The organism is Streptomyces sp. NPDC048600 (assembly GCF_055587025.1).
Genome location: NZ_JBVJGZ010000005.1, coordinates 264,105 through 285,705, shown reverse-complemented (window position 1 = coordinate 285,705; position 21,601 = coordinate 264,105). Strand labels below are relative to the sequence as shown.

Below are 21,601 nucleotides of genomic sequence, written 5' to 3'. Positions count from 1 at the left end.
CGATGGCACGCGACCGTTTCTCCCCCGACTTCGACCCCGACTGCGGCGACGCCGCGCTCACCGCCGCCCGGCAGGACATCCTCATCGGCCGCTGGCAGGGCCTGCGCGAACTGCTGCGGGCGACGGGCCCGCACTTCGCCGCGCGCGGCCATCGCGTCCGGCTGCTGGCACAGGCCTGCGCGGGCCGCTCCATGGTGGAGTCCTGGCTGGCCGCCGAGCCGCACAGCGCGGACGCCCTGGTGCTGCGGGCGGCCACCGAGACCGCCCGGGCCTTCAATACGGCCATCGCGGCGGGCCGGGGCGTGCCCATCGACCAGGACCGCGTCGACGCCGTGGTGCGGGCCTGTCTGACGGCGGCCGAGGCGGACCCGGCCGACCCGACGCCGTGGATCTCGCTGATCAGCGTCGCCCGGCTGTACGCCTCGGGCGCACGGCGGCGCGAACTGGCCCGCTGGTGGGACGAGTTGCACCGGCGCGACCCCTACAGCGTCGAGGGCCACCTCCAGGTGCTGCACTACTACTCGGCGCGCTGGCACGGCACGCACGGCCAGATGTACGACTTCGCCCGGGACGCGGCCGGCGCGGCACCGTTCGGCTGCCCGCTGCCGGTGCTGGTGCAGTACGCTCGTGCCGAGGAGTACCGCTACGCCCTGGACGCCGCCCGGGGCGATCACGCCCTGCTCCGTCTCGGCCAGCACTGGAGCCACGAGGTGGCCGTCAGCGATGTACGCCGCACCTGGCAGCGCTGGATCCCCGGGCGGTCGCGGGAGGCGGTCGAGCCGTGGGAGCTGCGTGACCTCAACCATCTCGCGCACGCGGCCTGTTACGCCGGCGCTCCGGACATCGCCGCCGCGCTGCTGGGGATGCTGGGCCGCCGTGCCACGCGCACCCCGTGGGTCTGCACGGGCGATCCGGGGAAGGAGTTCGCGCGGTGGCACGGCCAGGTGCGGCGCTGAGCGGCATCGCGGCGGGCGGCCGTGGGGGTCACAGCGCCCGGCGGCGCAGCAGCAGTCCCAGCACCAGCAGGCCCGGGAGCAGCGGCAGCCAGACGGTGAGCAGCCGGTATCCCATGACGGCGGAGGCGGCCGCGTCGACGGGGGCCCCGGCCGCCGTCAGCGCCAGGGCGAGCACCGCGTCCAGCGAGCCGAGGCCGCCCGGCGAGGGCAGCAGGGCCGCCGCGCTGCTCGCCGCGAGGTAGAGCAGGGCGACCCGGGCGGGCCCCAGCGGCAGGGCGACTGCCTCGGTGACGGCGACCAGGATCGCCACGTGCAGCAGCGCGAAGGCCAGCGAGCCGCCCCACAGCGCCGCCGCACGCGACGGACGACCGTGCACCTCCCGGAGGTCCTCGCGCACCCCCGCCAGCACCCGTCGGCAGCGGGGCGCGAGCGGGCCGGCCGACAGCAGGGCCAAGGAGACGGCCACCGCGAGGACGACGGCCACCGCCACGGGCGGCACGCGGGGCACCTGGAGGACACCCGGGCAGGCGAGCGCCAGCACGACGATGAGGACGCCGCGCACCAGGGCACCCGCGGCGGCCTTCACCCCGAGCGCGGTCATCGCGCGGGCACAGGGAATCCCGCAGCGCGTCAGGAAGCGCAGGTTCACCGCGCCCGCCCCGAGGCCCGCCGGCAGCAGATGGTTGGCGGCCGAGGCGGCGAACTGCGTGGCCACCAGTCGCCTCGGCGGCAACGGGCGCGCGATCGCGCCCTGTTGGGCCAATGCCGAGAACATCCAGGTCAGCAGCGTCGCGGCCGCGCCCACCAGCAGCCACCCCTGGTCGGCGACGGCCAGCCGCACCGCCCCGCTCTCCAGCACCGGCCAGTGCCGGTGGGCGAGGAACGCGGCGACCGCCACGACGGCGAGCGAGCCCGCGGTGCGCCAGTAGGCGCGCCCGCGGGCCGGGGCGACGGTGGTGTACTGCTGCGAGGTCATACGGCTTTGCCCTCCGGGACGACCCTCCACGGCTGTCCCCTCATACGGATCCGCCCTCCCGGATCGTCAAGCGGCGCGGTGTTCTCATCCGGCCGTGTCCTCCCGGACCGCCGGTGCCACGCGCACGTCGAACCCGCCGAAGCGGTGCTCGGACCAGGAGCGGGCGTAGCCGGGCGGTGGTCCGCCGGGCCTGCTCAGCGCGGCGACCGGGATCCGGCGGGCGGTGCGCAGGACGTCCGCGTCGGTGCTGTTGGCGTTGTGGCCGTGGGTGTTGGCGGAGGCGCATCCCGTGTAGTGGGCGAGCGGGATGGCCTGGTGGCCGGTGAGCAGACAGGGCGGGCGGACGCCCAGCCGGTGGAGCTCGCCCGCCGTGCGCGCCCAGTCCCGGCGGTCGCCCTCACTGCGCTCGGCCACGTGCCGGGCGATGAGGAACTGCACGCCGAGGTGCCCGGCGACCGCGACGAGGACCAGGGCCGTGACGAGGGGGCGCGGGGTGCCGCGCGGGCCTCGCACCAGATGCCACAGCGCATCCGCGACGGGGATCGCGACCAGGGCGTAGGCGGGCAGCAGGAAGCGCGGTGCCGCGTAGCCGATCATGAACAGATAGGGGAAGGCGGCGGTGCAGGCGCAGATCAGCGGGACGAGGGTGCGTTCGGTGCGCCGGGCCCGGACGGCGATCCACAGGGCGAACCCGGCCAGCAGAGGCAGCGCGAGCCACCACAGGGTGATCACCGGGTTGGGCAGCTCGCCCGTGCAGGGCCGGCACAGGGTACGGCCGGCGAGACCGCGCAGCTGGTCGCCGACGGCGACGTTCCAGCCGAGGCCGCCCTGGATGCGGGAGGCCTCGTCGAGGCGCTCGCCGAGGCCTCCGTGGCTGACGCGGGCCTCGATCACCCAGTCGGCCGCTCCTGCGGCGAGGCCCCCGAGGAGTGCGGCGAGCAGCCGCCACTGCCGTACCGCGAGGGCGAGGACGAGCAGCGGCACGGTCACCCAGACCGCGTCGGCGGGCCGCATCAGCGCCATCAGGGCGGCGCTCGCGGCGACGCCCCACAGGGCCGCCCGGTCGTGACGGTCGGCGCGGGCCCGCAGCAGGCAGCCGGCGCAGCTCAGGGCGCCGAGCGCGACCCAGTGGTTGGGCATGGCCTGCGGGCCGTAGAAGAGGGTCACCCACAGGGTGGCGAACAGGGCGCCCGCGGCGGCGAGGACCCGTTCGGGGAACAGGCCGCGCCAGGCGCGCAGCGCCAGGTACAGACCGAGTCCGGCGAGGACCGCGAGGTAGACGCGCAGCAGGGCGACGGAGTCCGACCAGGAGGCGACGGGCGCCACCAGCAGGGTGACCCCACGGGCGCGGGGTGCGCTGAAGAAGGCCGCGGGGGCGTGCTCGTCGACCTGGCTGACGTAGACGATCTCGTCCCAGCCGAGGCCCATGCGCGGGGAGACCAGGAGGAGTTGGACCAGTACGAAGCCGGCCGCGACGAGCGCGGTCGGGCCGGGGCGGGCCAGGCGCAGGGTCCCCGCGCGGGTGGCGCTCGCGGTGTCGGCCATCGCCTGTCCCTCCCCACGGCTCGCACGGCTCGCCGGACGGTCGGCCGGTATCAGGGAAAACAAGCAAAAACTAACCCACTTCACCGGCATGTGCCGACCGCCGTACGGCCGACCGCATGACCCGGGCCGGACCCGACGAGGTCCCGCGGCCCTGACGGGGCGGGTCCGCGGGACCACTGCCGGTGCGGTCAGCGGCTGTCCGGGCGGCGGCGCGGGCTGCCGCGGCGGCGGGAGCGGCACCGGCCAAGGGCCCTGGGTCCTGTCGTCGAACTCCCGTCGGCGCCCGGAGGGCGGCCCTGCGGCGTCAGGTGCGTGCTCTGGGGGTCCCCCCTCTGGGGGAGTGCCGGGTGCAAGCCCTCGTACCGGACGCACTCGGGCTGGTGCCCGGTGCGGCGAGTGGGGGCACCTCCCACGAAGTGGGGGAGCGTGCAGGGCGTCGCGGGGCAGGCGGGAGTTCGACGACAGGGCCCAGGCGTGGTGGGCGATCACGCCGTGTCTCCCAGTTCGGCGAGGTCCCGCACGACGACGTCGGCGCCGTGTGCGTACAGCGCGTCGGTCTGGCCGGTGCGGTCGAGGCCGACGACATAGCCGAAGCCGCCGGAGCGCCCGGCGTCCATGCCGGCCAGCGCGTCCTCGAACACCGCCGCCCGCTTCGCCGCCACGCCCAGGTCACGGGCGGCGGCGAGGAAGGTGTCGGGGCGCGGCTTGCCGGGCAGGCCGCGTTCGGCGGCCACGATCCCGTCGATCCGTACGTCGAACAGCTCCTCGGCGTGGACCGCGCGCAGCACGTCGCGGCAGTTGGCGCTGGCCGAGACGACGGCGGTGCGCATCCCCGCGGCGCGGACCGCGTCGATGTAGCGCAGTGTGCCGTCGTACGCCTGGACTCCGCCGGTGCGGATCCTCTCCAGCAGCAGGGCGTTCTTGCGGTTGCCGAGGCCGTGCACGGTGTCCGCCTCCGGGGGGTCGTCCGGGCCGCCGTCGGGCAGGGTGATGCCGCGCGCCGCGAGGAAGGTGCGCACGCCGTCGGCGCGGGGGCGTCCGTCCACGTACTCGGCGTACTCGGCGACCGCGTCGAACGGCCGGAAGCCGGGTCCGTCGCGCTCGCGCAGGAAGGCGTCGAACATCTCCTTCCAGGCGGCCGCGTGCACCACGGCCGTCTTCGTCACCACGCCGTCGAGGTCGAACAGGCAGGCCTGGATTCCTTCGGGGAGACCGAGATCCGTCACAGAGGTCACCCTTGCCCGCTCGGCGGCTTCCTGTCACCGACCCGCCCGCGGGCGGGTGTACTTCGCGACGTCCCGGGCGGGCCGCGGGGGCGGCTGCGAGACTCCCTCGTGTGGCTGTGACCTTCGACGACCTTCTCGACCGTGCCCGTGCCCTCGCCGCGGGCGGCGGACGTGCCCTGCTGGGCATCGCGGGCGCTCCGGGCTCGGGCAAGACGACGCTGGCCGAGGGGCTGGTCCGCGCGCTGGAGGCGGGGGGCGAGCCGTGGGTGGCGCATGTCCCGATGGACGGGTTCCATCTCGCCGACGTGGAGCTGGACCGGCTGGGCCGACGGGACCGCAAGGGCGCCCCGGACACCTTCGACGCGGCAGGGTACGCGGCTCTGCTGCGGCGTCTGCGGGTCGAGGCGGACGGCCCGGACACGGTGTACGCGCCGGGATTCGAACGGAACCTGGAACAGCCGCTGGCGGGCGCGGTGCCGGTGCCGCCGTCGGCGCGACTGGTGGTCACGGAGGGCAACTACCTGCTGCTGGGGACGGGTGCCTGGGCGCGGGTGCGGGCGGAGCTGGACGAGGTGTGGTTCTGCGAGCTGGAGGAGACCGAGCGGATCGGACGGCTGGTCGCCCGGCACAAGGAGTTCGGCAAGGCCCATGAGGAGGCGGTGGCCTGGGTGCTGGGCACCGACCAGCGCAACGCCGACCTGATCGCGACGACCCGGCAGCGGGCGGACCTGGTGGTGCCGGGGACGGCCGTGCCGGTGTCGTAGCGCGGGACCGGCACGGCGGTGCCGTGGCGCGGGGCCGGGCACGGCCGTACCGGTGCCGTTGCGCGGGGCGCCCGGCCCGGTGATCGTCCGCGCTTGAGTGTCCGGCCGCCTTTCGCCCGTACCCCTGCCCGGGGGGCGACTTATAGGGCGGTTCCGGTCTTCTCGCGGCGACCGGTGCGAAGGTGGGGTAATGCGGCGTTCACTGCTCATCGGGCTCCGGCGTGTCCTGCGGTCGCGCCGGGCGGTCCGCCTGGTCGTGGCGGTGCTGCTCGGGCAGATGGCTCTCGCCATGGTGACCACGGCCGTGCGGCAGACCCCCACCATCGACGAGCCGGTGTACGTGGGCGCGGCCGTCGCCCAGTGGCGCGAACACAGTCTGCGTCACAACCCCGAGCATCCGCCGCTGGGCAAGCTGCTGATCGGCGTCGGCGCGGCGTTCGCCGGGCCCCGGCTGGAGCCGCCGCTGCCCTCCCACCAAGGGCTTCTGGGACGGCGGCTGTTGTACGAGTCGGGCAACGACCCGTGGCGGGTGATGCTCTGCGCCCGGCTCCCGGTGATCGCGCTCACCCTGCTGTTCGGCCTGGTGGTCTTCGCCTTCGCCTGCGAACTGACCGGCCCCGCGGGCGGGTTGGCGGCACTCGCGCTGTACGCCTTCTCCCCCGACGTCATCGCCCACGGCTCGCTGGCCACACTGGACGTGCCCGCGGCCGGGTTCCTGCTGACGTCGGCGTGGCTGGCGTGGCGGGCGCGTCGCCGTCCACGGCCGTGTCTGCCGCTCGCGGGGGTCGCGCTGGGGGCGGCCGTCGCCACCCGGATGAACGCGCTGGCCGCGGTGCCGGTGCTGCTGGCCGTGGCCGCGCTGTCCGTACGGCACGCATGGCCGGGCACGCGGGCGAGGTCACTGGCAAGGGCGCTGTCGGGCGCGGGAGTTGTGGCACTGACCGCCCTGGCGACCGTCTGGGCGGTGTATCTGACGGTGGATCCGCGGCTGCGGTGGGCGCCGGAGCAGGTGCCGGACGTACGGGGGCTGCGCGGGACGCTGGTCGGTCTGCTGCCGCTGCCGGAGCCGTTCCGGGACGGGATGCGCATCCAGTTCGCCCTGGAGAACCGGCCCTGGAAGGGGTTTCTGTTCGGCCACCTCTACACCGGCTCTCTCTGGTACTACCTGCCGGCCGCGCTGCTGGTGAAGACCCCGCTGGGCATGCTCGCCCTGTGGACGGCCGGCTCGGTGTCGCTGCTCGCGGTACGGCGGCTGCGGCCGGCCGCGCCCTATCTGCTGGCGCCCGCCGCGGTGCTGCTGGCGGCGGCGATGTGGGGCTCGCGGGACTTCGGGACGCGGTACGCGGTGTTCCTGCCGATGTTCCTAGGGGTTGCGGCGGCCGGGGTGCTCGCGCTCGGAAGGCGGTGGGTGCCGGGCGTGGCGGCGACGCTCGCGCTGTTCGTCGCGGTCAGCTCGGTGCGGGCGTACCCCTTCTATCTGCCGTACTCCAACGAGGCGTTCGGCGGTCCGGCCGCCACCCGGCTGCGGCTGCACGACTCCAACGTCGACTGGGGCCAGGACCTGGGCAGGCTCGCCGAGCGGCTGCGCGAGCGCTGGCCAGGACAGCGTGTGTGGCTCGTCTACAAGGGCAGCGGGGTGCCCTCCCACTACGGGATCAGGGCGGCCGACCCCCGGCATGTCCCCGTGAACCGGGTGCGCGGACTGCTGGTCGTCTCCGACTCGGCGGCGGCGAAGGCACGGGGGCGTCTCGCCGAGCTGCTGGACAGCAGCCGGGCGGTGGAGGACGTGGGCCACTCCATCACGGTGTACCGGCGCTAGCGCCGCGACGCGCGGTGCGTGCGACGGGGTGAACGTCCTCTGCGCGACGGGCGGTGTGTGCGACGGGGTGAACGTCCTCTGATCGGGCGCTAGCGCGCTGGTCAGAGGGTTCGGTGAGCTATGTTGAACGTCTGTGGGCAATGAAGGAGGCACACCGGTGCCATCGCAGCAGCAAGCACGCGCACAGGCGTCGGCGATCAGCTCGGGCAAGGCGGCCGCCGAGAAGGAGGCCGCACCGGCCTCACAGCTCAGGACGCTCTTCGACAGGCCGCGGCTCTCCCCCGGCCAGCGTCGCATCGCCCAGTACCTGATCGACCATCTCACCGAGGCCGCGTTCCTGTCGATCACCGACCTCGCGGACCGGGTCGGGGTGAGCCAGCCGTCGGTGACCCGGTTCGCGGCGGCGGTCGGCTTCAGCGGCTACCCGGCGCTGCGCGAGAAGTTGCAGGCCATCGCGCTGGGCTCGATCGGCGGGCCGTCGGTCACCGAGGAGACCGGCAACGAGCTCCAGGCCGCGGTGGACGCGGAGATCGAGAACCTGGAGAACCTGCGCCGCGACTTCGCCGCCCCCGGCCAGCTGATCGACATCGGCCGCAAACTGTCGCAGTCGACCCCGCTGACGGTCCTCGGCCTGCGCATCTCCGCCTCGCTCGCCGAGTACTTCGCCTACGCGGCCCGCCGCATCCATCCGGACGTACGCCTGGTGACGCGCGGCGGCAGTGTCGCCTACGACGCGCTGCTCCAGTCGCACGAGGCGGGCGGCACCTGGGTGCTGGCGTTCTCCATGCCCCGGCACGCGCAGGAGACCCTCACCGCGGTGCGGGTGGCGCGCGGGGCGGGGCTGCGGGTGGCGCTGATCACCGACCTGGCGCTCGGCCCGCTGGCCGACGAGGCCGATGTCACCTTCGCCACCGGAACCGGGTCCCGGCTGGTGTTCGACTCCTACGCGGCACCCGGCCTGATGGCCTCCGCCCTGCTCCAGGCCATGACCGACGCGGACCCCGAGCGCACCCACGCGCGGCTCGAGGAGTACGAGCAGATCTCCGAGCAACATCAATTCTTCCTCAAGGACTGAGGTCGTCGAGGGCCTCTCTTCGGCATGCTTCACCGCAAAAGCCGCATGAATTTTTTCATGCTTATTGCATACCCGGCGGTATATATAAATACTGTCGCGGACACCCGGCCCCGCCGTCACCTACCCGCGTCGGCAGCTGGGTGTCCGGTCGGGCATCGCTTGCGATAGCCCCCGTGGACGGCCCCGGTCATCCCCTAGGCCGGGGCCGCCCACGACCCCGTCGAGATCCCCACGACGCCGCACGACCCGGAAGCGATGATCATGACCATGATGACGATGCGCACAGGCCCGGACTGGCCGTGCCAGGTCAAGACTCCCGGCAGTTACGACTGGGAGCGCTCGGCCGCCAAGTGGCTGCGCGAGCTCGTGCCGGCGCGCTACGCCAGTTATCCCGCGCTGATGCGTCATCCCGTCCTGCTGGCCCGGCACGCGCAGATCCAGGTCCAGCAGGAGATCCGGGTCGCCCGTACGGCACTCCAGACCGCCCGCGCCGACCTGCCGCGGCTCGGCATGCCGGAGTCGGTCATCGAGCACACCATCAAGCTGTACGCGGCCGAGGTCATGCAGTTGCAGCACATCGCGCGCAGTGTGCGGGCGGTGAGCGAGGCACTGGCCGGCCGCACGACCGCGGGGCGCTGACACCCCGGTCGGCTCACCGACCGCGCCGGACTTTCCTCCGCCGGGCGCCGACCGCCCGGGCCGCACCCCCCGTACGCCGGCTGGGTCCCCGCTCGGACCTGCTCCCCATCCCACAGGTCCGGGCTCAGCCGGGCCGACGCCCGGGCCGACTCCCCTTGAGGCCCGGGCCGGTCGGCTGCCCGCGCGGGGCCCGGCCCGTCAGGCCTCGGCCAGGAAGCGCCGCAGGGACGCGGACATCGCCGCGACGAAGGCGTCCTGGCGCTCCTGCGGCAGGGCGTCGAGCGACAGATACGGGTTGAGGTCCTCCAGCTCCACCAGCAGCAGCTCACCGCCGGGCGCCCGGCAGGCGTCGACGCGCTGGATGCCGTGCGCGAGGCCGTTCCAGTCGATGAAGGACCGGGCGAACTCCAGGTCCTCCGCGGTCGGTTCGTACGGCCGCAGCTCCCAGCGCCGGTCCGGGTCGGGGGCGTGGAGAGCGTACTGGAAGTCGTGGTCGACGAAGTAGAACGAGACCTCGTACGTGAAGTCGATGTGCGGCTGGACCAGGACCTCGCCGTCGGTCACGTCGTCCGGTCCGACGGTGGTGACGATCCGCAGGCCTATGGAGTCGGCGCCGAGCTTGGGCTTGATCACATAACGCCCGGCCGGCGGCAGCCGGTGCAGGTCGGCCGCGCGGTCGACGGTCGGGATCACCGGGTACCCGGCCGCGCTGAGGTCCGGCAGATACTGCTTGCCCGCCATGTCCGCCTTGCCGGTGAGCGGGTTGTAGACCCGCACCCCGTCGCGCAGGGCGCGGGCGCGGAAGTCGTCGTGGGCGTCGAGGTGGCCGAGGACGGGGCCGCTGTTGCGCACGACCACGGCGTCGAAGGCGTACATCAGCGCCGCCGCGTCGCGCGGATGGCACAGCGCGAGGTCGAAGTCCTCCCGCAGCCGGGCGGTGAGCCGGATGTCCTCGTCGCAGTAGCGCCGCCCGCGCGCCGGGTAGGCCAGGTCGGTGACGTACAGCAGGCGGTGCCGGGCGCCGGTCATGCGGGACTCCTCGATGGTGCGCGCCCGGGGCGGTCACCGGGCCCGGTCAGGCTACTCGGACGGTCCCGTCGGTATACGCGCAGGTGGGAACCCTGCGAGTGATCAAGGGCACTCAGTTCCCCGTTCTGCCTGCACTGAGTGCCATTCGGCCCCTCCCGACTGCTACGTTTCCCGTCCATGAGCTCCAGCAGCACGGCGCCCCGGCGCGACGAGAGGTCCGGCGCGGCCGGGAATCCGCCCATGCGGGACGCCCTGGTCGAGGCGGCGTTCCGGCTGTTCACGGAACGGGGGTACGAACGGACCACCGTGGACGACATCGTGGCCCTGGCCGGTGTCGGACGGCGTTCGTTCTTCCGGTACTTCCCGTCCAAGGAGGACGTGGTCTTCCCCGACCACGAGCGCTGTCTGGCCGACATGACGGCGTTCCTGGCCGAGGGCGACGGCACCGAGGAGCCGGTGCGCCGGGCGTGCGACGCGGCCCGGCTGGTGCTGCTGATGTACGCCGGGGACCCGGGCTTCTCGGCCCAGCGCTACCGGCTCACCAGGAAGGTGCCCGGCCTGCGGGCGTACGAGCTGTCGGTCGTGTGGCGCTACCAGCTGGCGCTCGGCGACTATCTGCGCCGACGGCTGCGGCACCGTCCGGACGGGACCCTCCGGGCCGACGTGATCGCGGCCGCGGTGGTCGCCGCGCACAACAACGCCCTGCGTTCCTGGCTGCGTTCCGACGGCGCGAGCGATCCGGAGGCGGCGGTGGACCACGCGCTGGGCCTCGTGCGTTCCGCGTTCGACGCGGGCCCGGCGGCACCCGCCGTACGGACCGAGGAGGCCGAGGACGTCGTGATCGTTCTCGCCCGGCGGGACGCTCCGCTGTGGCGCGTGGTCCAGGAACTGGAGACCACGCTGACCCGCGGCTGAGGCCCCGGAGAACGCCTGGAACCCAGTACCGAAAATACTGGGACCGAGTACCTTTACGCCTGGCACTCAGTGCCATACGCTGTGGCCGTGCACGGTGGCACGGTCAACCGCGCACAGTCGTGCGCGGCCTGCCGCGTGCGGGATTCCGGCCGAGCGCAGGGAGTTGACCAGCGTGTACCACCACTCAGGAAGCGTCGCTCAGCAGGCGGGCGGCTTCGCCGCGGGCGTTCTCGACCACCGCCCCCTCGGCCGCGCCGCGGAGGCCGTCCCCGAGACGATCCACTTCCAGCGTTGCAACTGGTGCGGCACCGCGATGTACCACCGGCTGCTGTGTCCGGTTTGTCAGGGCAGCGACCTGCGCACGGAGCGCAGCGAGGGCGTCGGCACGGTCCGCCACTCCACGGTGGTGCACCGCAACACCCCCGCCGCGCGCAATGTGTCGCTGATCGAGATGGCCGAGGGCTTCGTGATCCGCGGGCGGGTGATGGGCCCGCCGATCGGCATCCACAGCGGCGACCGCGTCCGGCTCTCCACGGCCAAGGACCCGGTGCGCGGCGAGCCCGTCTTCCAGCTCGTCGACGAGCCCTACCGCGCCTGGACCTGACCGGACCCCGGCGTCAGCCGGAGGTGAGCACGACCCGGATGCCGAGAGTGCCACCGGTCCCGCGGCGCAGCCGGCTGCCGAGCAGCGTGAGCCGGCCGAGGACGCCGTACTTGCGGGCGACGAGCTTGCGGTAGCGGGCGCTCGCCGCCTCGTCGCAGATCTCGGCCGTACCGGGGACCTGCTCGCCGGTCGGGTTGCCGCGCATGTCGCAGGGGCCGACCAGGACGTCGGCCCGGTTGCGGATCCGCTTCACCTTCCAGGAGTCGGCGGCCGTCCAGACTCCCAGCGCGTCGCCGTCGCGCACGACCCACACCGGGGTCGGGACCGGGGTGCCGTTCTTGCGGTAGCTGGTGACCAGGAGGTACTTGCCCGCGGCGAGCCGGTCGAGTGTGGTGGTGTCCATGCCCGGCAGTCTAGGGTCCTGGTGCCGTCGCGACCGGTGGCCCGTGCGGGACCATCGCCCGCCGAGGAGTACAAGGCCGGCCATCTGCCGCGGGAGAAGAACCGCCCGGTCCTGGAAGCGGACAGTTCCTGGGGTCCGCCGACCGGCTGGTCGACGACGAGCGGAACATGCTCGCCCCGGGAGCGCGTCGCCCTGATCGTGGCGCGGGCCCGGCGCGCGGGCGTCGCCCTCGAATCGGTGCGCCGTGTCGACTCGCGCGACGGCGCGCGCGTCCAACTCGCCGCTTCCTCACGGGGACAGCCCGCAGGATCGCCTCCGAAGAGCCCGGCGGACACGGCGGCCCCCGGCTCACCGCGCTGCTGCGGCCGTACGCCGGCGCCGATTCGGTGCGGGACGGCGAACCGAGCCGGTCCCGACCGGGCATGGATGTGGCGGAGATCAACTGAGCTGTCTAGATTGCTCGTTGCCCCCCGTTTCGACCCGGCATCCCAGGAGCTGAATCCCGTGACCGAGAACCCGGCGGCCGCAGAACCCACCATGGAGGAGCTGCGAGCCCGCATCAACACCTCGCAGCCGCACACCGCGCGGATCTGGAACTACTGGCTCGGCGGCAAGGACAACTACGAGGTCGACCGCGCGGCCGGTGACCAGATCCGCCAACTCCACCCGGGAATCGGCGAGTACGCCCGCGCCGACCGGCTGTTCCTGGGCCGGGCCGTGCGTCATCTGGTCGCCGACCAGGGCATCCGCCAGTTCCTGGACATCGGCACGGGCCTGCCCACCGCCGACAACACCCACGAGGTGGCCCAGCGGACCGCCCCCGAGTCCCGGATCGTCTACGTCGACAACGACCCGCTGGTCCTGGCCCACGCCCGCGCGCTGCTCACCAGCACCGACGAGGGCCGTACCGACTACCTCGACGAGGACCTGCGCAACGTCGACGCGATCCTCGAACACGCCTCCAGGACACTGGACTTCAGCAAGCCGGTGGCACTGATCCTGCTCGGCGTGGTCATCTTCGTCGGCGACGACGAGGACCCGTACGGTCTGGTGAAGCGGCTCACGGACGCGCTGCCCTCAGGCAGCCACCTTGTGCTCTCGCACACCATCACCAGCCCGTCGATGCCGGACGTGGACGAGGCCGTGAAGTTCTGGAACGAGCACGGCACCCCGAAGCTGACCCAGCGCACGCCCGAGGCCGTGACCCGCTTCTTCGACGGGCTCGACCTGCTGGAGCCGGGCGTGGTGTCCTGCTCGCGCTGGCGGCCCGAGCGGACGGACGGCGCGGAGCCGGAGGAGGTCGCGATGTTCGGCGGGGTGGCCCGCAAGGCCTGACCGGCTGAACACCCCGGGGACGCGGTGCGTATGGAGGGTGGGCGCTCGACTGCGGAAGCGCCCGCGCGGTGTGAATGCCGCGTCCTTGAGGGGTTTTGGAGCCATGCATGGGGCACGCACGACGACGGATCGTCCGGCGAGTGACACGGCTGGCGGCCGTCGGCGGCCTTCTTCTGGGGGGCACCATGGTCGGCAGAGCGGTCGCGAGCGAGCCCGCCCCGCCGAACGCCTCGGTCACGGCCGCGCCCGGTGCCGCCGGGGCGGATCTGGTGGCCCGGCTCGGTGACTCCCGGGCGGCGGGCAGCTGGATCGACGCCGACGGGCGGCCGGTGGTCGCGGTCACCGACTCCCGTGCCGCCGCCGAGGTGCGGAAGGCGGGTGCCACGGCGAAGGTCGTCCCGCACAGCCTCGGCGAGCTGAGGTCGGCGACCACGGCCCTGAACGCGATGCCGGTGGTGGCGGGCACGGCCTGGGCGGTGGACTACCGCGCCAACGAGGTCGTGCTGCGTGCCGACCCCACGGTCTCCGCAGCCGACTGGGGCAAGCTGAAGGACCTGGCGGACGACCTCGGCGCCCCGGTGCGCATGGAACGCACGGACAGCGTCTTCACCACCCGGCTGAACGGAGCGCGGCCGATCCTGTCCACGGCGGGGCGCTGCTCGGCCGGCTTCAATGTCACCGACGGCCGCTCGGACTTCATCCTGACGGCCGGTCACTGCGGGCCCACCGGCTCGGTGTGGTTCTCCGACGCGCGGGGCAGCCAGGAGGTCGGCCGGACCGTGCGCAACAGCTTCCCCGGCGACGACTACTCGCTGGTGGCGTATGCCGGGGGCCGCGCGGGCGAGGGCGCCGACGTGGTGGACGTGGGTGGCGGCCAGGGGGTGCGGATCACGGGCACGGCCGAACCCTCGGTCGGGCAGCGGGTGTTCCGCAGCGGCAGCACCAGCGGTCTGGACGACGGGGTGGTCCGCAACCTCGATGTGACCGTCAACTACCCCGAGGGCAGTGTGAGCGGCCTCATCGAGACGGATGTGTGCGCCGAACCCGGGGACAGCGGCGGCCCGTTGTTCTCCGAGGGCATCGCGCTGGGCATCACCTCGGGCGGCAGCGGCGACTGCACGGTGGGCGGCACGACGTTCTTCCAGCCGGTGACCGAGGCCATGGAGGTGCTGGACGTCCGGCTGATCGGCGCGGGACAGCAGCAGGGCGGCGGCGCGCCCGCGCAGAACGGCGGTTCGGACCCGGCGGGCGCCGGTGCGGTCGCACCCGGTGACACCACGCCGGGGGCGTCGGCGCCGGTGAACGGGGTTCAGGCGTCGACGCTGCTGTCGAGGCTGGCCGACCCCAGGAACGTGGGGCCGGGGTTGCTGATCATCGCCGGAAGCCTGGTGGCCCTGGCCGCCACGCGGTTCATCCGCGCGGAACAGGACCGCCAGGCCTATCGCAGGTACTACTCGGCGACCTGGGGGTGAGCGGCGCTCACGCCGCCCGCGCCTGCTGCGGGGCCACGGCGGCCCACTCCATCACGAGCCGCTGGTATTCCTCGCGCTGCTCGATGGTCAGTGTCCCGCCCGCCCGGCGCCACAGCGCCCGGATCTCCTCGTTGACCTCCGCGGCCGATCGCTCGGAAACGGTTTCAACACTGGTGGACATGCTGTGAAGCATACGGCGCCAGGAGTGAAGGCCGCGTGAGTAAGAACGTACAAGACAGGCATATCGGACCGTGTTGCTGATCACGTCCCAGCGGCCCGGACTTCGAGCGGAATTCAAGTGTCCAGAGGGTGGACGGGGCCTGACCCGCGCGCGGTTCACGGCCCCGACCTGCCCGGCTTCGGCTCAGGTGCCCGGCTTGCGGCCGTACACGAAGACGTCGTCGCCCTTCTTCAGCAGGCCCCAGTACTTCTTGGCTGTGGTCGTCGTCATATTGACGCAGCCGTGCGAGCCCGGCGGGTTCCACATGCTCACCTTCACCGAGTGGAAGGCCTGGCCGCCGTCGAAGAACTGGCTGTAGGGCATGGGGACGTCGTAGATCGACGAGACATGGTCGATGTCACGCCAGTAGATCTTCTTCAGTCCGGTCCGGGTCTCGTAGCCGTTGCGGCCGGTGCGCACCGGCACCGGGCCGTACACCAGCCGGCTGCCGTCCTGGATCCAGCTGATCTGGAGCGTGAGGTTCACACAGGCGATACGGCCCTTGTTCGTCGGGCACTTGCCGTCCCTGTTGGGGTTGTTCCCCACGGCCCGCTGCTTGAGCATGAGGTCCATCACGCCCCAGGTGACGGGGCCCGCGTAGCCGATGTTCGGCTTGATGCCGTGCTTGTCCTGGAAGGCCTTGATCTTCGTGCAGTCGGCGGGCGACTGCACGCCGTCGACCGGGAGGCCGAGGAACTTCTCGACCTTCTTCTGGTAGGGCCCGGTCTGCGTGGTGCAGCTCGCGGCCTGCGCGGGAGCGGCGCCGAGACCGAGGGCGAGCGGCGCCATCAGCGCACCCGCCCCGACGACGGCGGCTCCTCGTCTGCGTATGTCCCCCATGGGTGGTTCCGACCTTCCCGTACCGCGCACGTGTGCCGTGCGACTCTGTGTCCTAGACCGGCTCCGCCGGATCGGGGTTGTATCCCCGGGCGTTTCGCAACGAAACGGTGACATGGGCCACCCCGGCACGGCGGACACGAAGCGGGGACAGGAGCACGGGCAGGAACGAGAGCGAGGCCACCACGGCGCCCGCCCACAGCGTCACGCGCACCCCGGCCATCTCGCCGAGCAGCCCCGACAGCGCGGCCCCGACGGCGAGCGCGCCGGTGAGCATGAACCGGAAGGTGGCGTTCATTCGGCCGAGCAGTTCGTCCGGCGTCATCCGCTGGCGCAGACTCACCGAGAGGACGTTCTCCGTGCCGATCCTGGCCATCGCCAGCACCCAGCCCGCCCCGGCGGCCCACAGCCAGGGCCCCTCCGCGACGAGCGGCACCAGCAGGACGGCGGGCGCGAGGAGCGGCCCGACGAGGGCGAGGGTACGGCCGTCGCCGAGGCGTGCGGCGAGCGGGCGGGCGCACCGGGCGCCGAGCAGCAGACCGAGGCCGCCGGCGGCCCAGAACAGGCCCAGGGCGCTCGCCGGCAGGCCGAGCTCACGGACGAACAGCACCGGCAGCATGGTGTTGACCAGTTGCACGCCCAGGTTGGTGAGGGCGGCGGTGAGCACGAGGGCGCGCAGTTCGGGGCTGCCGAGGACATGGCGCAGGCCCTCGGCGATCTGGGCGCGCAGCGGTGCCCGCCGGGCGGCGGGGGACGGCGCCTCCCGGCCGCCGAGGGCGATGAGCCGCAGGGCGGAGGCGAGGTGGGCGAGGGCCGTGAACAGGACGGCGACGGGCGCGGTCAGCGCCTGGACCAGACCGCCGCCCGCCCCGCGTCCGGCGATGTTGCTCACCGCCTGGAGGCTGACCACGGCGGAGTTGGCCCCCACCAACGCCTCCCGTCCGACCAGGCCCGGCAGGGTGCTCTGCGAGCCGACGTCGAAGAACACGGTCGCGCAGCCCGTCAGCAGCACGATCACGAAGAGGTGGCCGAGGGTGAGGGCGTCCAGCCACCAGGCCACCGGCACCGAGGCGTTGAGGGCGGCGCGGGCCAGATCGGCACCGATCAGGACCCGTCGGTGGCGCATCCGGTCCACCCACGCCCCGGCCGGCAGACCGATCAGCAGGAACGCCAGGGTGCTGAGCGCGGCGAGCGCCCCTACCTCGCCGGGGCTCGCGTCGAGCGCGGCCACGGCCACCAGCGGGACGGCCACATAGCCGACGTTCGTGCCGAGTTGGCCGAGCGTCGTGGCGGTGAAGAGCGTACGGAAGTCGCGGACGCGCCAGGGCGAGCCGGAACGGGAGTCGGTCACACCGGCACGCTCCCCCACCCGACCGTCGCAGGACAAGTGAAAGGATCTACCACAACGCTTAAGCAGAGCTGAGGAATTGAGGGTCGGTCACAGGTCCGGCCACAGGTCGCCGAGCCGTGCCGAGCCCTGTCCTGCCGCGCCCTGCCGTGCCCTGTCCAGACGTGCCCTGCCGGTCAGCGGTAGCCGGTCGTGTCCGCCGGCTTGCCCGGGTCGGAGACCTCGACCAGATATCGCCAGGCGTCCGGGCGGGTGCCGTCGAGGTCGGTGAAGCCGTAGACCTGGGCGAGGCCTCCGCTGGAGAGGGACCGGCCGTTGAAGCGGGCGACCGCCGGGTCGGCGGCGAGCGCGACGACCGCCCGGCCGACGTAGCGCGGGGTCTCGGAGATGGCGAAGTGGGGCACCCGCTCCAGCGCGTCGCGCCAGTTGTCCTCGCGGACGCCGAAATGCTCCAGCATCATCTCCGAGCGCAGCCAGCCCGGTGTGAGCGCGACGGCGGTCGCCCCGCGCGGGCCGAGTTCCTCGCCGAGGGCGAAGCCCATGCGCAGCACGGCCGTCTTCGCCAGGTCGTAGAAGAAGGAGTTGCGGTAGTTCCTGCCGTTGTACTCGGCCGTGCCGTCGGTCATCTCCACGACCAGACCGCCGGGGTGGCGCAGCAGCAACGGGAGGGCGTAATGGCTGGTGATCGCGTGCGTGTCGACGGCCAGCCGGAGCATCCGCAGTCCGTTGTCGAGGTCGTGCTCCCAGACCGGCGACTCCCACTCGAAGAGGTTCTCGCCGCCCCAGATGTCGTTCACCAGGACGTCCAGGTGCCCGCGCTCGGTGTCGATGCGCTCGACCAGGGCGCGCACCTGGCCCGCCTCCAGGTGGTCGGTGGGCACGGCGATGCCCTCGCCGCCCGCCTCGGTGACCAGGTCCGCGGTGTCCTCGATGGTCTCGGGACGGTCGTACTCGGAGCGGCGCTCGCGGGTGGTGCGCCCGGTGACGTACACGGTGGCGCCCGCCGCTCCCAGTTCGACGGCGATGCCCCGGCCCGCACCCCGGGTCGCCCCGGCGACGAGCGCCACCCTGCCCTGCAACGGCTTGTCCATGTCCTTCAGCGGCCTCTCTCGCTCGTGCTCTTCCACGTGCTTCGAGACTGCCCGCTCATCCGGACACCTTCTGTCGCCTTTTGCGGCGGGTTCACCTGGATGCCGCGGTCGTCAGTGGCCGCGGTCGATCCACTCCTTCAGGTGCGGGGCCTCGGCGCCGACGGTCGTGGCGTCGCCGTGGCCGGTGAGCACCTTCGTCTCGGGCGGCAGGGTGAGCAGCCGGTCGCGGATGGAGTCGATGATCGTCGGGAAGTGCGACCAGGAGCGCCCGGTCGCGCCCGGTCCGCCCTGGAACAGGGTGTCCCCGGTGAACACCGCGCCGAGGCCGGGGTCGTACAGGCACACCGCGCCGGGTGCGTGACCCGGGGTGTGCAGCACCCTGAGGTCGGCGCCCGCGGCCTCGATGACCTGGCCGTCGTGCAGCCAGGCGTCCGGCTCACGCTCCGGGTGGGTCTGGCGCCACAGCGGCAGGTCGTCGGCGTGCAGCCAGATCGTGGCGCCGGTGCGCTCGGCGAGGGCGGGCGCGGCCCCGATGTGGTCGTTGTGGGCGTGCGTGCACACGATGGCCGTCAGCCTGCGGGAGCCGACGGCCGCGGTGATGGCGTCGACGTCGTGGGCGGCGTCGATGACGACGACCTCGTGGTCGTCGCCGACCAGCCAGACGTTGTTGTCGACGTCCCAGCTGCCGCCGTCCAGCGTGAACTGGCCCGAGGTCACCAGGCGTTCGATGCGCGGGGCGGTCACAGCACCACCACCGAGCGCAGCACGTCGCCCTGGTGCATCCGCTCGAACGCCTTCTCCACGTCGTCGAGTCCGATGGTCTCGGTGACGAACGCGCCCAGGTCCAGACGGCCCTGCCGGTGCAGGTCGATCAGCATGGGGAAGTCGCGCGAGGGCAGACAGTCGCCGTACCAGGAGGACTTGAGGGACCCGCCGCGTCCGAAGACGTCCAGCAGGGGCAGTTCGAGCTTCATCTCCGGCGTGGGTACGCCGACCAGCACGACGGTGCCCGCCAGGTCACGGGCGTAGAAGGCCTGGCGGTAGGTCTCGGGGCGGCCGACCGCCTCGATGACGACATCGGCGCCGAAGCCGCCGGTCAGTTCCCGGATCGCCTCGACGGCGTCGGTGTCCTTGGAGTTGACGGTGTGGGTGGCGCCCAGTGAACGCGCCTTGTCGAGCTTGCGGCCGTCGATGTCGACGGCGATGACCTTCGCCGCTCCGGCCAGGTTCGCGCCCGCGACGGCGGCGCAGCCGACACCGCCGCAGCCGATCACGGCGACCGTGTCGCCCCGGCCGACGTGGCCGGTGTTGAGCGCGGCGCCGATGCCCGCCATGACTCCGCAGCCCAGCAGGCCGGCGACGGCCGGGGAGACGTCCGGGTCGACCTTGGTGCACTGGCCCGCGTGGACCAGGGTCTTCTCGGCGAACGCGCCGATGCCGAGCGCCGGGGAGAGCTCCCGGCCGTCGGTGAGGGTCATGCGCTGCTTCGCGTTGTGGGTGTCGAAGCAGTACCAGGGACGACCGCGCAGACAGGCCCGGCAACGTCCGCACACCGCACGCCAGTTGAGGATCACGAAGTCGCCGGGCGCCACGTCCTCGACGCCGTCGCCCACCGACTCCACGACGCCCGCGGCCTCGTGGCCGAGCAGGAAGGGGAACTCGTCGCTGATTCCGCCCTGTTTGTAGTGCAGGTCCGTGTGACAGACGCCGCAGGCCTGGATCCGCACCACGGCCTCGCCGGGGCCCGGGTCGGGCACGACGATCGTCTCCACTCGGACCGGCTCGTCCTTGCCGGGTGCGATCACGCCGCGTACTTCCTGCGCCATGGCTGCTGGATCCCCTTCCGTCTGCGGACGTTGTGTCCCTGCGCCCGACCCTACGCGTGAATCGCCGCGGCGGAAGCGGACGGCGGACACAACACGCCCGGCCGCGTCGGGGACGCGGCCGGGCGGGCGGGAGGCTCGGTGTGCGGTGCCGGGGATCAGTACTCGACGCCGGGCAGCAGCCCGGTGACCGGGGCGGCCAGGTCGGTGACCTGCCGGAGCTGGCCGAGGTCGTTCAGCCGGCTCAGCTGCCGCACCTGGTCGGACGGCCGTGGGAGCGTCTCCTTGTGCTGCTCGGGGATGTCGCTGACGGCGAGCGAGTCCAGGGTGCTGAGCGGGCTCAGCTTGCCGTCGGGCTGAGCGACCGCGTCCGCCGCGCTCGCCGCGGGCGCGGCGATGGCGGTGACCCCGGCGGCGAGGCACGCGGCGGCGAGAATACGACGAGGAGAGATCATGCCCTCAGCAACGCCCGTCGCCCGCGCCGGACACGGTCTGCGGCCGCCACTCACCCGTCAGGCGGAGACCGGCCCCGGGGCCCTCGTTCACCCGTGCGGTGCGGATCCCGCCGCCGTACGGTACGCGTCCTGCCGCTGTGCGGTGCGCAACCTGCCGCCGTGCGGTGCGGATCCCGCCGCGCTTGCCGGTCCCCGCGGGACGGAGGACGCTCGTACTGAGGCCGCGACGCCCGTCGCCAGCCGGATCGCGCGCGCCTCGAAGGAGGTCATCATGGGCACCAGCACGAGCCCCGCCTTCAGCGCCGACACACTGCGCCGGGGTCTGGAAGGCCAGTCGGCGGACGGCCTGATGTCGCTCTACGCCGACGACGCGGAACTGCGGGTCGTCGACCGCAACACCCAGCCGAGCCATCCCATGGTCATGCACGGCCGCGACCAGATCGAAGCCATGCTCAACGACGTCTACAGCCGGGACATGACGCACAAGATGGAGGAGTGCATCGTCCAGGGCGACCGGGCCGCCTACAGCGAGTCGTGTCTGTACCCGGACGGTGTCCGGGTGCTCTCCGAGTCGATGATCCGGCTGCGGGACGGCAAGATCGTCGAGCAGATCATGATCCAGGCATGGGACGAATAGCGCGCCGCCTGCCGCTCATCCGGTTCAGCACCCGGATGAGCTGGAGCTTCTCGGCGCGCGCGGGGCTGGCACCGGCCCCCGCGCGCCGGGCCCGCCGCTCGGGGCCGGCCGCCGTGGCGCGGCAGCAGATGGCCGTGGCCGCGCTGCGGACCCTGCTGCGCCGCGCCCGGCCGCACCCGCTCGCCGCCGTCCGGTCCTCCCGCGTGCCGCGCCCGCTCCCCTCGGCCCGGCCCCTGCGCCGGGGCCGGCCGAGGTGACCGGGTCGGCCGAAGTGACCGGCCCGTCCGAGGTGACCGGGGCCGGCGCCGCAAGGGGCGGAGGCCTCGGTTAGGCTGACCGTGGGCCGTGACTGGCGCTGAGGTGGAGCACCACCGGGGAGCGGTCCTCATCCACTGACATGCCGTGCGCCTGGGCGACGAGATCGATCGACCC

General features: G+C 73.1%; 23 protein-coding genes and 1 riboswitch. Of the genes, 11 read left to right on the top strand and 12 right to left on the bottom strand.

From position 1 onward, the window contains the following. The first annotated feature begins 2 nt into the window (after nucleotides 1-2). Nucleotides 3-956 (top strand): hypothetical protein, encoded by a 954-nt coding sequence (locus tag ACZ6SQ_RS09340; RefSeq protein WP_469558458.1) that lies wholly within the window; start codon nucleotides 3-5, stop codon nucleotides 954-956. Nucleotides 957-984: 28 nt separating this feature from the next. Here ACZ6SQ_RS09340 and ACZ6SQ_RS09335 read toward each other — a convergent pair whose 3' ends face one another. The 3 genes from ACZ6SQ_RS09335 to ACZ6SQ_RS09325 form a co-directional block, all read right to left on the bottom strand. Further along, the gene (locus tag ACZ6SQ_RS09335; RefSeq protein WP_469558455.1) at nucleotides 985-1,932 is read right to left on the bottom strand and encodes a lysylphosphatidylglycerol synthase transmembrane domain-containing protein; all 948 of its coding nucleotides are present in this window, start codon (nucleotides 1,930-1,932) and stop codon (nucleotides 985-987) included. Nucleotides 1,933-2,016: 84 nt separating this feature from the next. Beyond that, nucleotides 2,017-3,477: a hypothetical protein gene (locus ACZ6SQ_RS09330; protein ID WP_469558452.1), complete on the bottom strand. Its 1,461-nt coding sequence runs from the start codon at nucleotides 3,475-3,477 to the stop codon at nucleotides 2,017-2,019. A 485-nt stretch (nucleotides 3,478-3,962) separates the two neighbouring features. After that, entirely contained in the window at nucleotides 3,963-4,703 is a 741-nt protein-coding gene (locus tag ACZ6SQ_RS09325) for an HAD family hydrolase (RefSeq protein WP_469558450.1), read from the bottom strand. A 110-nt stretch (nucleotides 4,704-4,813) separates the two neighbouring features. Between ACZ6SQ_RS09325 and ACZ6SQ_RS09320 the strand changes: the two genes are divergently transcribed. The 4 genes from ACZ6SQ_RS09320 to ACZ6SQ_RS09305 all read left to right on the top strand — a co-directional run bounded on the left by ACZ6SQ_RS09320 (nucleotide 4,814) and on the right by ACZ6SQ_RS09305 (nucleotide 9,000). Continuing rightward, nucleotides 4,814-5,467: a nucleoside/nucleotide kinase family protein gene (locus ACZ6SQ_RS09320; protein ID WP_469558448.1), complete on the top strand. Its 654-nt coding sequence runs from the start codon at nucleotides 4,814-4,816 to the stop codon at nucleotides 5,465-5,467. Nucleotides 5,468-5,657: 190 nt separating this feature from the next. Further along, nucleotides 5,658-7,286 (top strand): phospholipid carrier-dependent glycosyltransferase, encoded by a 1,629-nt coding sequence (locus tag ACZ6SQ_RS09315; protein WP_469558445.1) that lies wholly within the window; start codon nucleotides 5,658-5,660, stop codon nucleotides 7,284-7,286. Between the two features lie 157 nt (nucleotides 7,287-7,443). Further along, nucleotides 7,444-8,361: a MurR/RpiR family transcriptional regulator gene (locus tag ACZ6SQ_RS09310; RefSeq protein ID WP_469558443.1), complete on the top strand. Its 918-nt coding sequence runs from the start codon at nucleotides 7,444-7,446 to the stop codon at nucleotides 8,359-8,361. Between the two features lie 255 nt (nucleotides 8,362-8,616). Next, nucleotides 8,617-9,000 carry a hypothetical protein gene (locus ACZ6SQ_RS09305; RefSeq protein ID WP_469558442.1) on the top strand — a complete coding sequence of 128 codons (384 nt, stop codon included), beginning with the start codon at nucleotides 8,617-8,619 and terminating at the stop codon, nucleotides 8,998-9,000. 198 nt (nucleotides 9,001-9,198) lie between these two features. Here the strand turns inward: ACZ6SQ_RS09305 and ACZ6SQ_RS09300 are convergent, their stop codons facing one another. After that, on the bottom strand, nucleotides 9,199-10,029 hold the full coding sequence (locus ACZ6SQ_RS09300) for a hypothetical protein (RefSeq protein ID WP_469558439.1): 831 nt from the start codon (nucleotides 10,027-10,029) through the stop codon (nucleotides 9,199-9,201). Between the two features lie 177 nt (nucleotides 10,030-10,206). On the opposite strand from ACZ6SQ_RS09300, the gene ACZ6SQ_RS09295 reads away from it, so the two are divergent. Both ACZ6SQ_RS09295 and ACZ6SQ_RS09290 read left to right on the top strand, forming a co-directional pair. After that, nucleotides 10,207-10,944 carry a TetR family transcriptional regulator gene (locus ACZ6SQ_RS09295; protein WP_469558436.1) on the top strand — a complete coding sequence of 246 codons (738 nt, stop codon included), beginning with the start codon at nucleotides 10,207-10,209 and terminating at the stop codon, nucleotides 10,942-10,944. 172 nt (nucleotides 10,945-11,116) lie between these two features. Further along, entirely contained in the window at nucleotides 11,117-11,548 is a 432-nt protein-coding gene (locus ACZ6SQ_RS09290) for a Zn-ribbon domain-containing OB-fold protein (RefSeq protein WP_469558434.1), read from the top strand. Nucleotides 11,549-11,561: 13 nt separating this feature from the next. Here the strand turns inward: ACZ6SQ_RS09290 and ACZ6SQ_RS09285 are convergent, their stop codons facing one another. Further along, nucleotides 11,562-11,951 carry a PPOX class F420-dependent oxidoreductase gene (locus ACZ6SQ_RS09285; RefSeq protein WP_469558431.1) on the bottom strand — a complete coding sequence of 130 codons (390 nt, stop codon included), beginning with the start codon at nucleotides 11,949-11,951 and terminating at the stop codon, nucleotides 11,562-11,564. 504 nt (nucleotides 11,952-12,455) lie between these two features. Here ACZ6SQ_RS09285 and ACZ6SQ_RS09280 point away from each other — a divergent pair. Continuing rightward, entirely contained in the window at nucleotides 12,456-13,286 is an 831-nt protein-coding gene (locus ACZ6SQ_RS09280) for an SAM-dependent methyltransferase (protein ID WP_469558429.1), read from the top strand. A 107-nt stretch (nucleotides 13,287-13,393) separates the two neighbouring features. Then, the gene (locus tag ACZ6SQ_RS09275; RefSeq protein ID WP_469558426.1) at nucleotides 13,394-14,758 is read left to right on the top strand and encodes a S1 family peptidase; all 1,365 of its coding nucleotides are present in this window, start codon (nucleotides 13,394-13,396) and stop codon (nucleotides 14,756-14,758) included. A gap of 7 nt (nucleotides 14,759-14,765) precedes the next feature. On the opposite strand, the gene ACZ6SQ_RS09270 is transcribed toward ACZ6SQ_RS09275, so the two are convergent. The 7 genes from ACZ6SQ_RS09270 to ACZ6SQ_RS09240 form a co-directional block, all read right to left on the bottom strand. Next, nucleotides 14,766-14,951 (bottom strand): hypothetical protein, encoded by a 186-nt coding sequence (locus ACZ6SQ_RS09270; protein ID WP_469558424.1) that lies wholly within the window; start codon nucleotides 14,949-14,951, stop codon nucleotides 14,766-14,768. A gap of 171 nt (nucleotides 14,952-15,122) precedes the next feature. Beyond that, nucleotides 15,123-15,818 carry a L,D-transpeptidase family protein gene (locus ACZ6SQ_RS09265; RefSeq protein ID WP_469558421.1) on the bottom strand — a complete coding sequence of 232 codons (696 nt, stop codon included), beginning with the start codon at nucleotides 15,816-15,818 and terminating at the stop codon, nucleotides 15,123-15,125. A gap of 52 nt (nucleotides 15,819-15,870) precedes the next feature. Further along, complete coding sequence (locus ACZ6SQ_RS09260) at nucleotides 15,871-17,166, bottom strand: MFS transporter (protein WP_469558418.1); 1,296 nt, start codon at nucleotides 17,164-17,166, stop codon at nucleotides 15,871-15,873. A 173-nt stretch (nucleotides 17,167-17,339) separates the two neighbouring features. Then, the gene (locus tag ACZ6SQ_RS09255; RefSeq protein ID WP_469558745.1) at nucleotides 17,340-18,254 is read right to left on the bottom strand and encodes an SDR family oxidoreductase; all 915 of its coding nucleotides are present in this window, start codon (nucleotides 18,252-18,254) and stop codon (nucleotides 17,340-17,342) included. A 111-nt stretch (nucleotides 18,255-18,365) separates the two neighbouring features. After that, the gene (locus ACZ6SQ_RS09250; protein WP_469558414.1) at nucleotides 18,366-18,998 is read right to left on the bottom strand and encodes an MBL fold metallo-hydrolase; all 633 of its coding nucleotides are present in this window, start codon (nucleotides 18,996-18,998) and stop codon (nucleotides 18,366-18,368) included. Then, nucleotides 18,995-20,080: an S-(hydroxymethyl)mycothiol dehydrogenase gene (locus tag ACZ6SQ_RS09245; RefSeq protein ID WP_469558411.1), complete on the bottom strand. Its 1,086-nt coding sequence runs from the start codon at nucleotides 20,078-20,080 to the stop codon at nucleotides 18,995-18,997. The genes ACZ6SQ_RS09250 and ACZ6SQ_RS09245 overlap by 4 nt, the downstream gene beginning before the upstream one ends. 155 nt (nucleotides 20,081-20,235) lie before the next feature. Continuing rightward, nucleotides 20,236-20,532, bottom strand: coding sequence for a hypothetical protein (locus ACZ6SQ_RS09240; protein WP_469558409.1), 297 nt, complete (start codon nucleotides 20,530-20,532; stop codon nucleotides 20,236-20,238). Nucleotides 20,533-20,803: 271 nt separating this feature from the next. On the opposite strand from ACZ6SQ_RS09240, the gene ACZ6SQ_RS09235 reads away from it, so the two are divergent. Continuing rightward, nucleotides 20,804-21,169 carry a nuclear transport factor 2 family protein gene (locus tag ACZ6SQ_RS09235; RefSeq protein ID WP_469558407.1) on the top strand — a complete coding sequence of 122 codons (366 nt, stop codon included), beginning with the start codon at nucleotides 20,804-20,806 and terminating at the stop codon, nucleotides 21,167-21,169. Further along, nucleotides 21,157-21,426, top strand: a complete 270-nt coding sequence (locus ACZ6SQ_RS09230) for a hypothetical protein (RefSeq protein WP_469558404.1) — start codon at nucleotides 21,157-21,159, stop codon at nucleotides 21,424-21,426. The genes ACZ6SQ_RS09235 and ACZ6SQ_RS09230 overlap by 13 nt, the downstream gene beginning before the upstream one ends. Nucleotides 21,427-21,504: 78 nt before the next feature. Continuing rightward, nucleotides 21,505-21,590, top strand: a riboswitch (ZMP/ZTP riboswitch). Nucleotides 21,591-21,601: the final 11 nt, after the last annotated feature.

Coding starts and splice junctions, on each gene's coding strand:
- ACZ6SQ_RS09340 (WP_469558458.1), top strand. CDS start 3: ATGGCACGCGACCGTTTCTCCCCCGACTTCGACCCCGACTGCGGCGAC.
- ACZ6SQ_RS09335 (WP_469558455.1), bottom strand. CDS start 1,932: ATGACCTCGCAGCAGTACACCACCGTCGCCCCGGCCCGCGGGCGCGCC.
- ACZ6SQ_RS09330 (WP_469558452.1), bottom strand. CDS start 3,477: ATGGCCGACACCGCGAGCGCCACCCGCGCGGGGACCCTGCGCCTGGCC.
- ACZ6SQ_RS09315 (WP_469558445.1), top strand. CDS start 5,658: ATGCGGCGTTCACTGCTCATCGGGCTCCGGCGTGTCCTGCGGTCGCGC.
- ACZ6SQ_RS09305 (WP_469558442.1), top strand. CDS start 8,617: ATGATCATGACCATGATGACGATGCGCACAGGCCCGGACTGGCCGTGC.
- ACZ6SQ_RS09300 (WP_469558439.1), bottom strand. CDS start 10,029: ATGACCGGCGCCCGGCACCGCCTGCTGTACGTCACCGACCTGGCCTAC.
- ACZ6SQ_RS09295 (WP_469558436.1), top strand. CDS start 10,207: ATGAGCTCCAGCAGCACGGCGCCCCGGCGCGACGAGAGGTCCGGCGCG.
- ACZ6SQ_RS09285 (WP_469558431.1), bottom strand. CDS start 11,951: ATGGACACCACCACACTCGACCGGCTCGCCGCGGGCAAGTACCTCCTG.
- ACZ6SQ_RS09275 (WP_469558426.1), top strand. CDS start 13,394: ATGGGGCACGCACGACGACGGATCGTCCGGCGAGTGACACGGCTGGCG.
- ACZ6SQ_RS09270 (WP_469558424.1), bottom strand. CDS start 14,951: ATGCTTCACAGCATGTCCACCAGTGTTGAAACCGTTTCCGAGCGATCG.
- ACZ6SQ_RS09265 (WP_469558421.1), bottom strand. CDS start 15,818: ATGGGGGACATACGCAGACGAGGAGCCGCCGTCGTCGGGGCGGGTGCG.
- ACZ6SQ_RS09255 (WP_469558745.1), bottom strand. CDS start 18,254: ATGGACAAGCCGTTGCAGGGCAGGGTGGCGCTCGTCGCCGGGGCGACC.
- ACZ6SQ_RS09245 (WP_469558411.1), bottom strand. CDS start 20,080: ATGGCGCAGGAAGTACGCGGCGTGATCGCACCCGGCAAGGACGAGCCG.
- ACZ6SQ_RS09240 (WP_469558409.1), bottom strand. CDS start 20,532: ATGATCTCTCCTCGTCGTATTCTCGCCGCCGCGTGCCTCGCCGCCGGG.
- ACZ6SQ_RS09235 (WP_469558407.1), top strand. CDS start 20,804: ATGGGCACCAGCACGAGCCCCGCCTTCAGCGCCGACACACTGCGCCGG.
- ACZ6SQ_RS09230 (WP_469558404.1), top strand. CDS start 21,157: ATGGGACGAATAGCGCGCCGCCTGCCGCTCATCCGGTTCAGCACCCGG.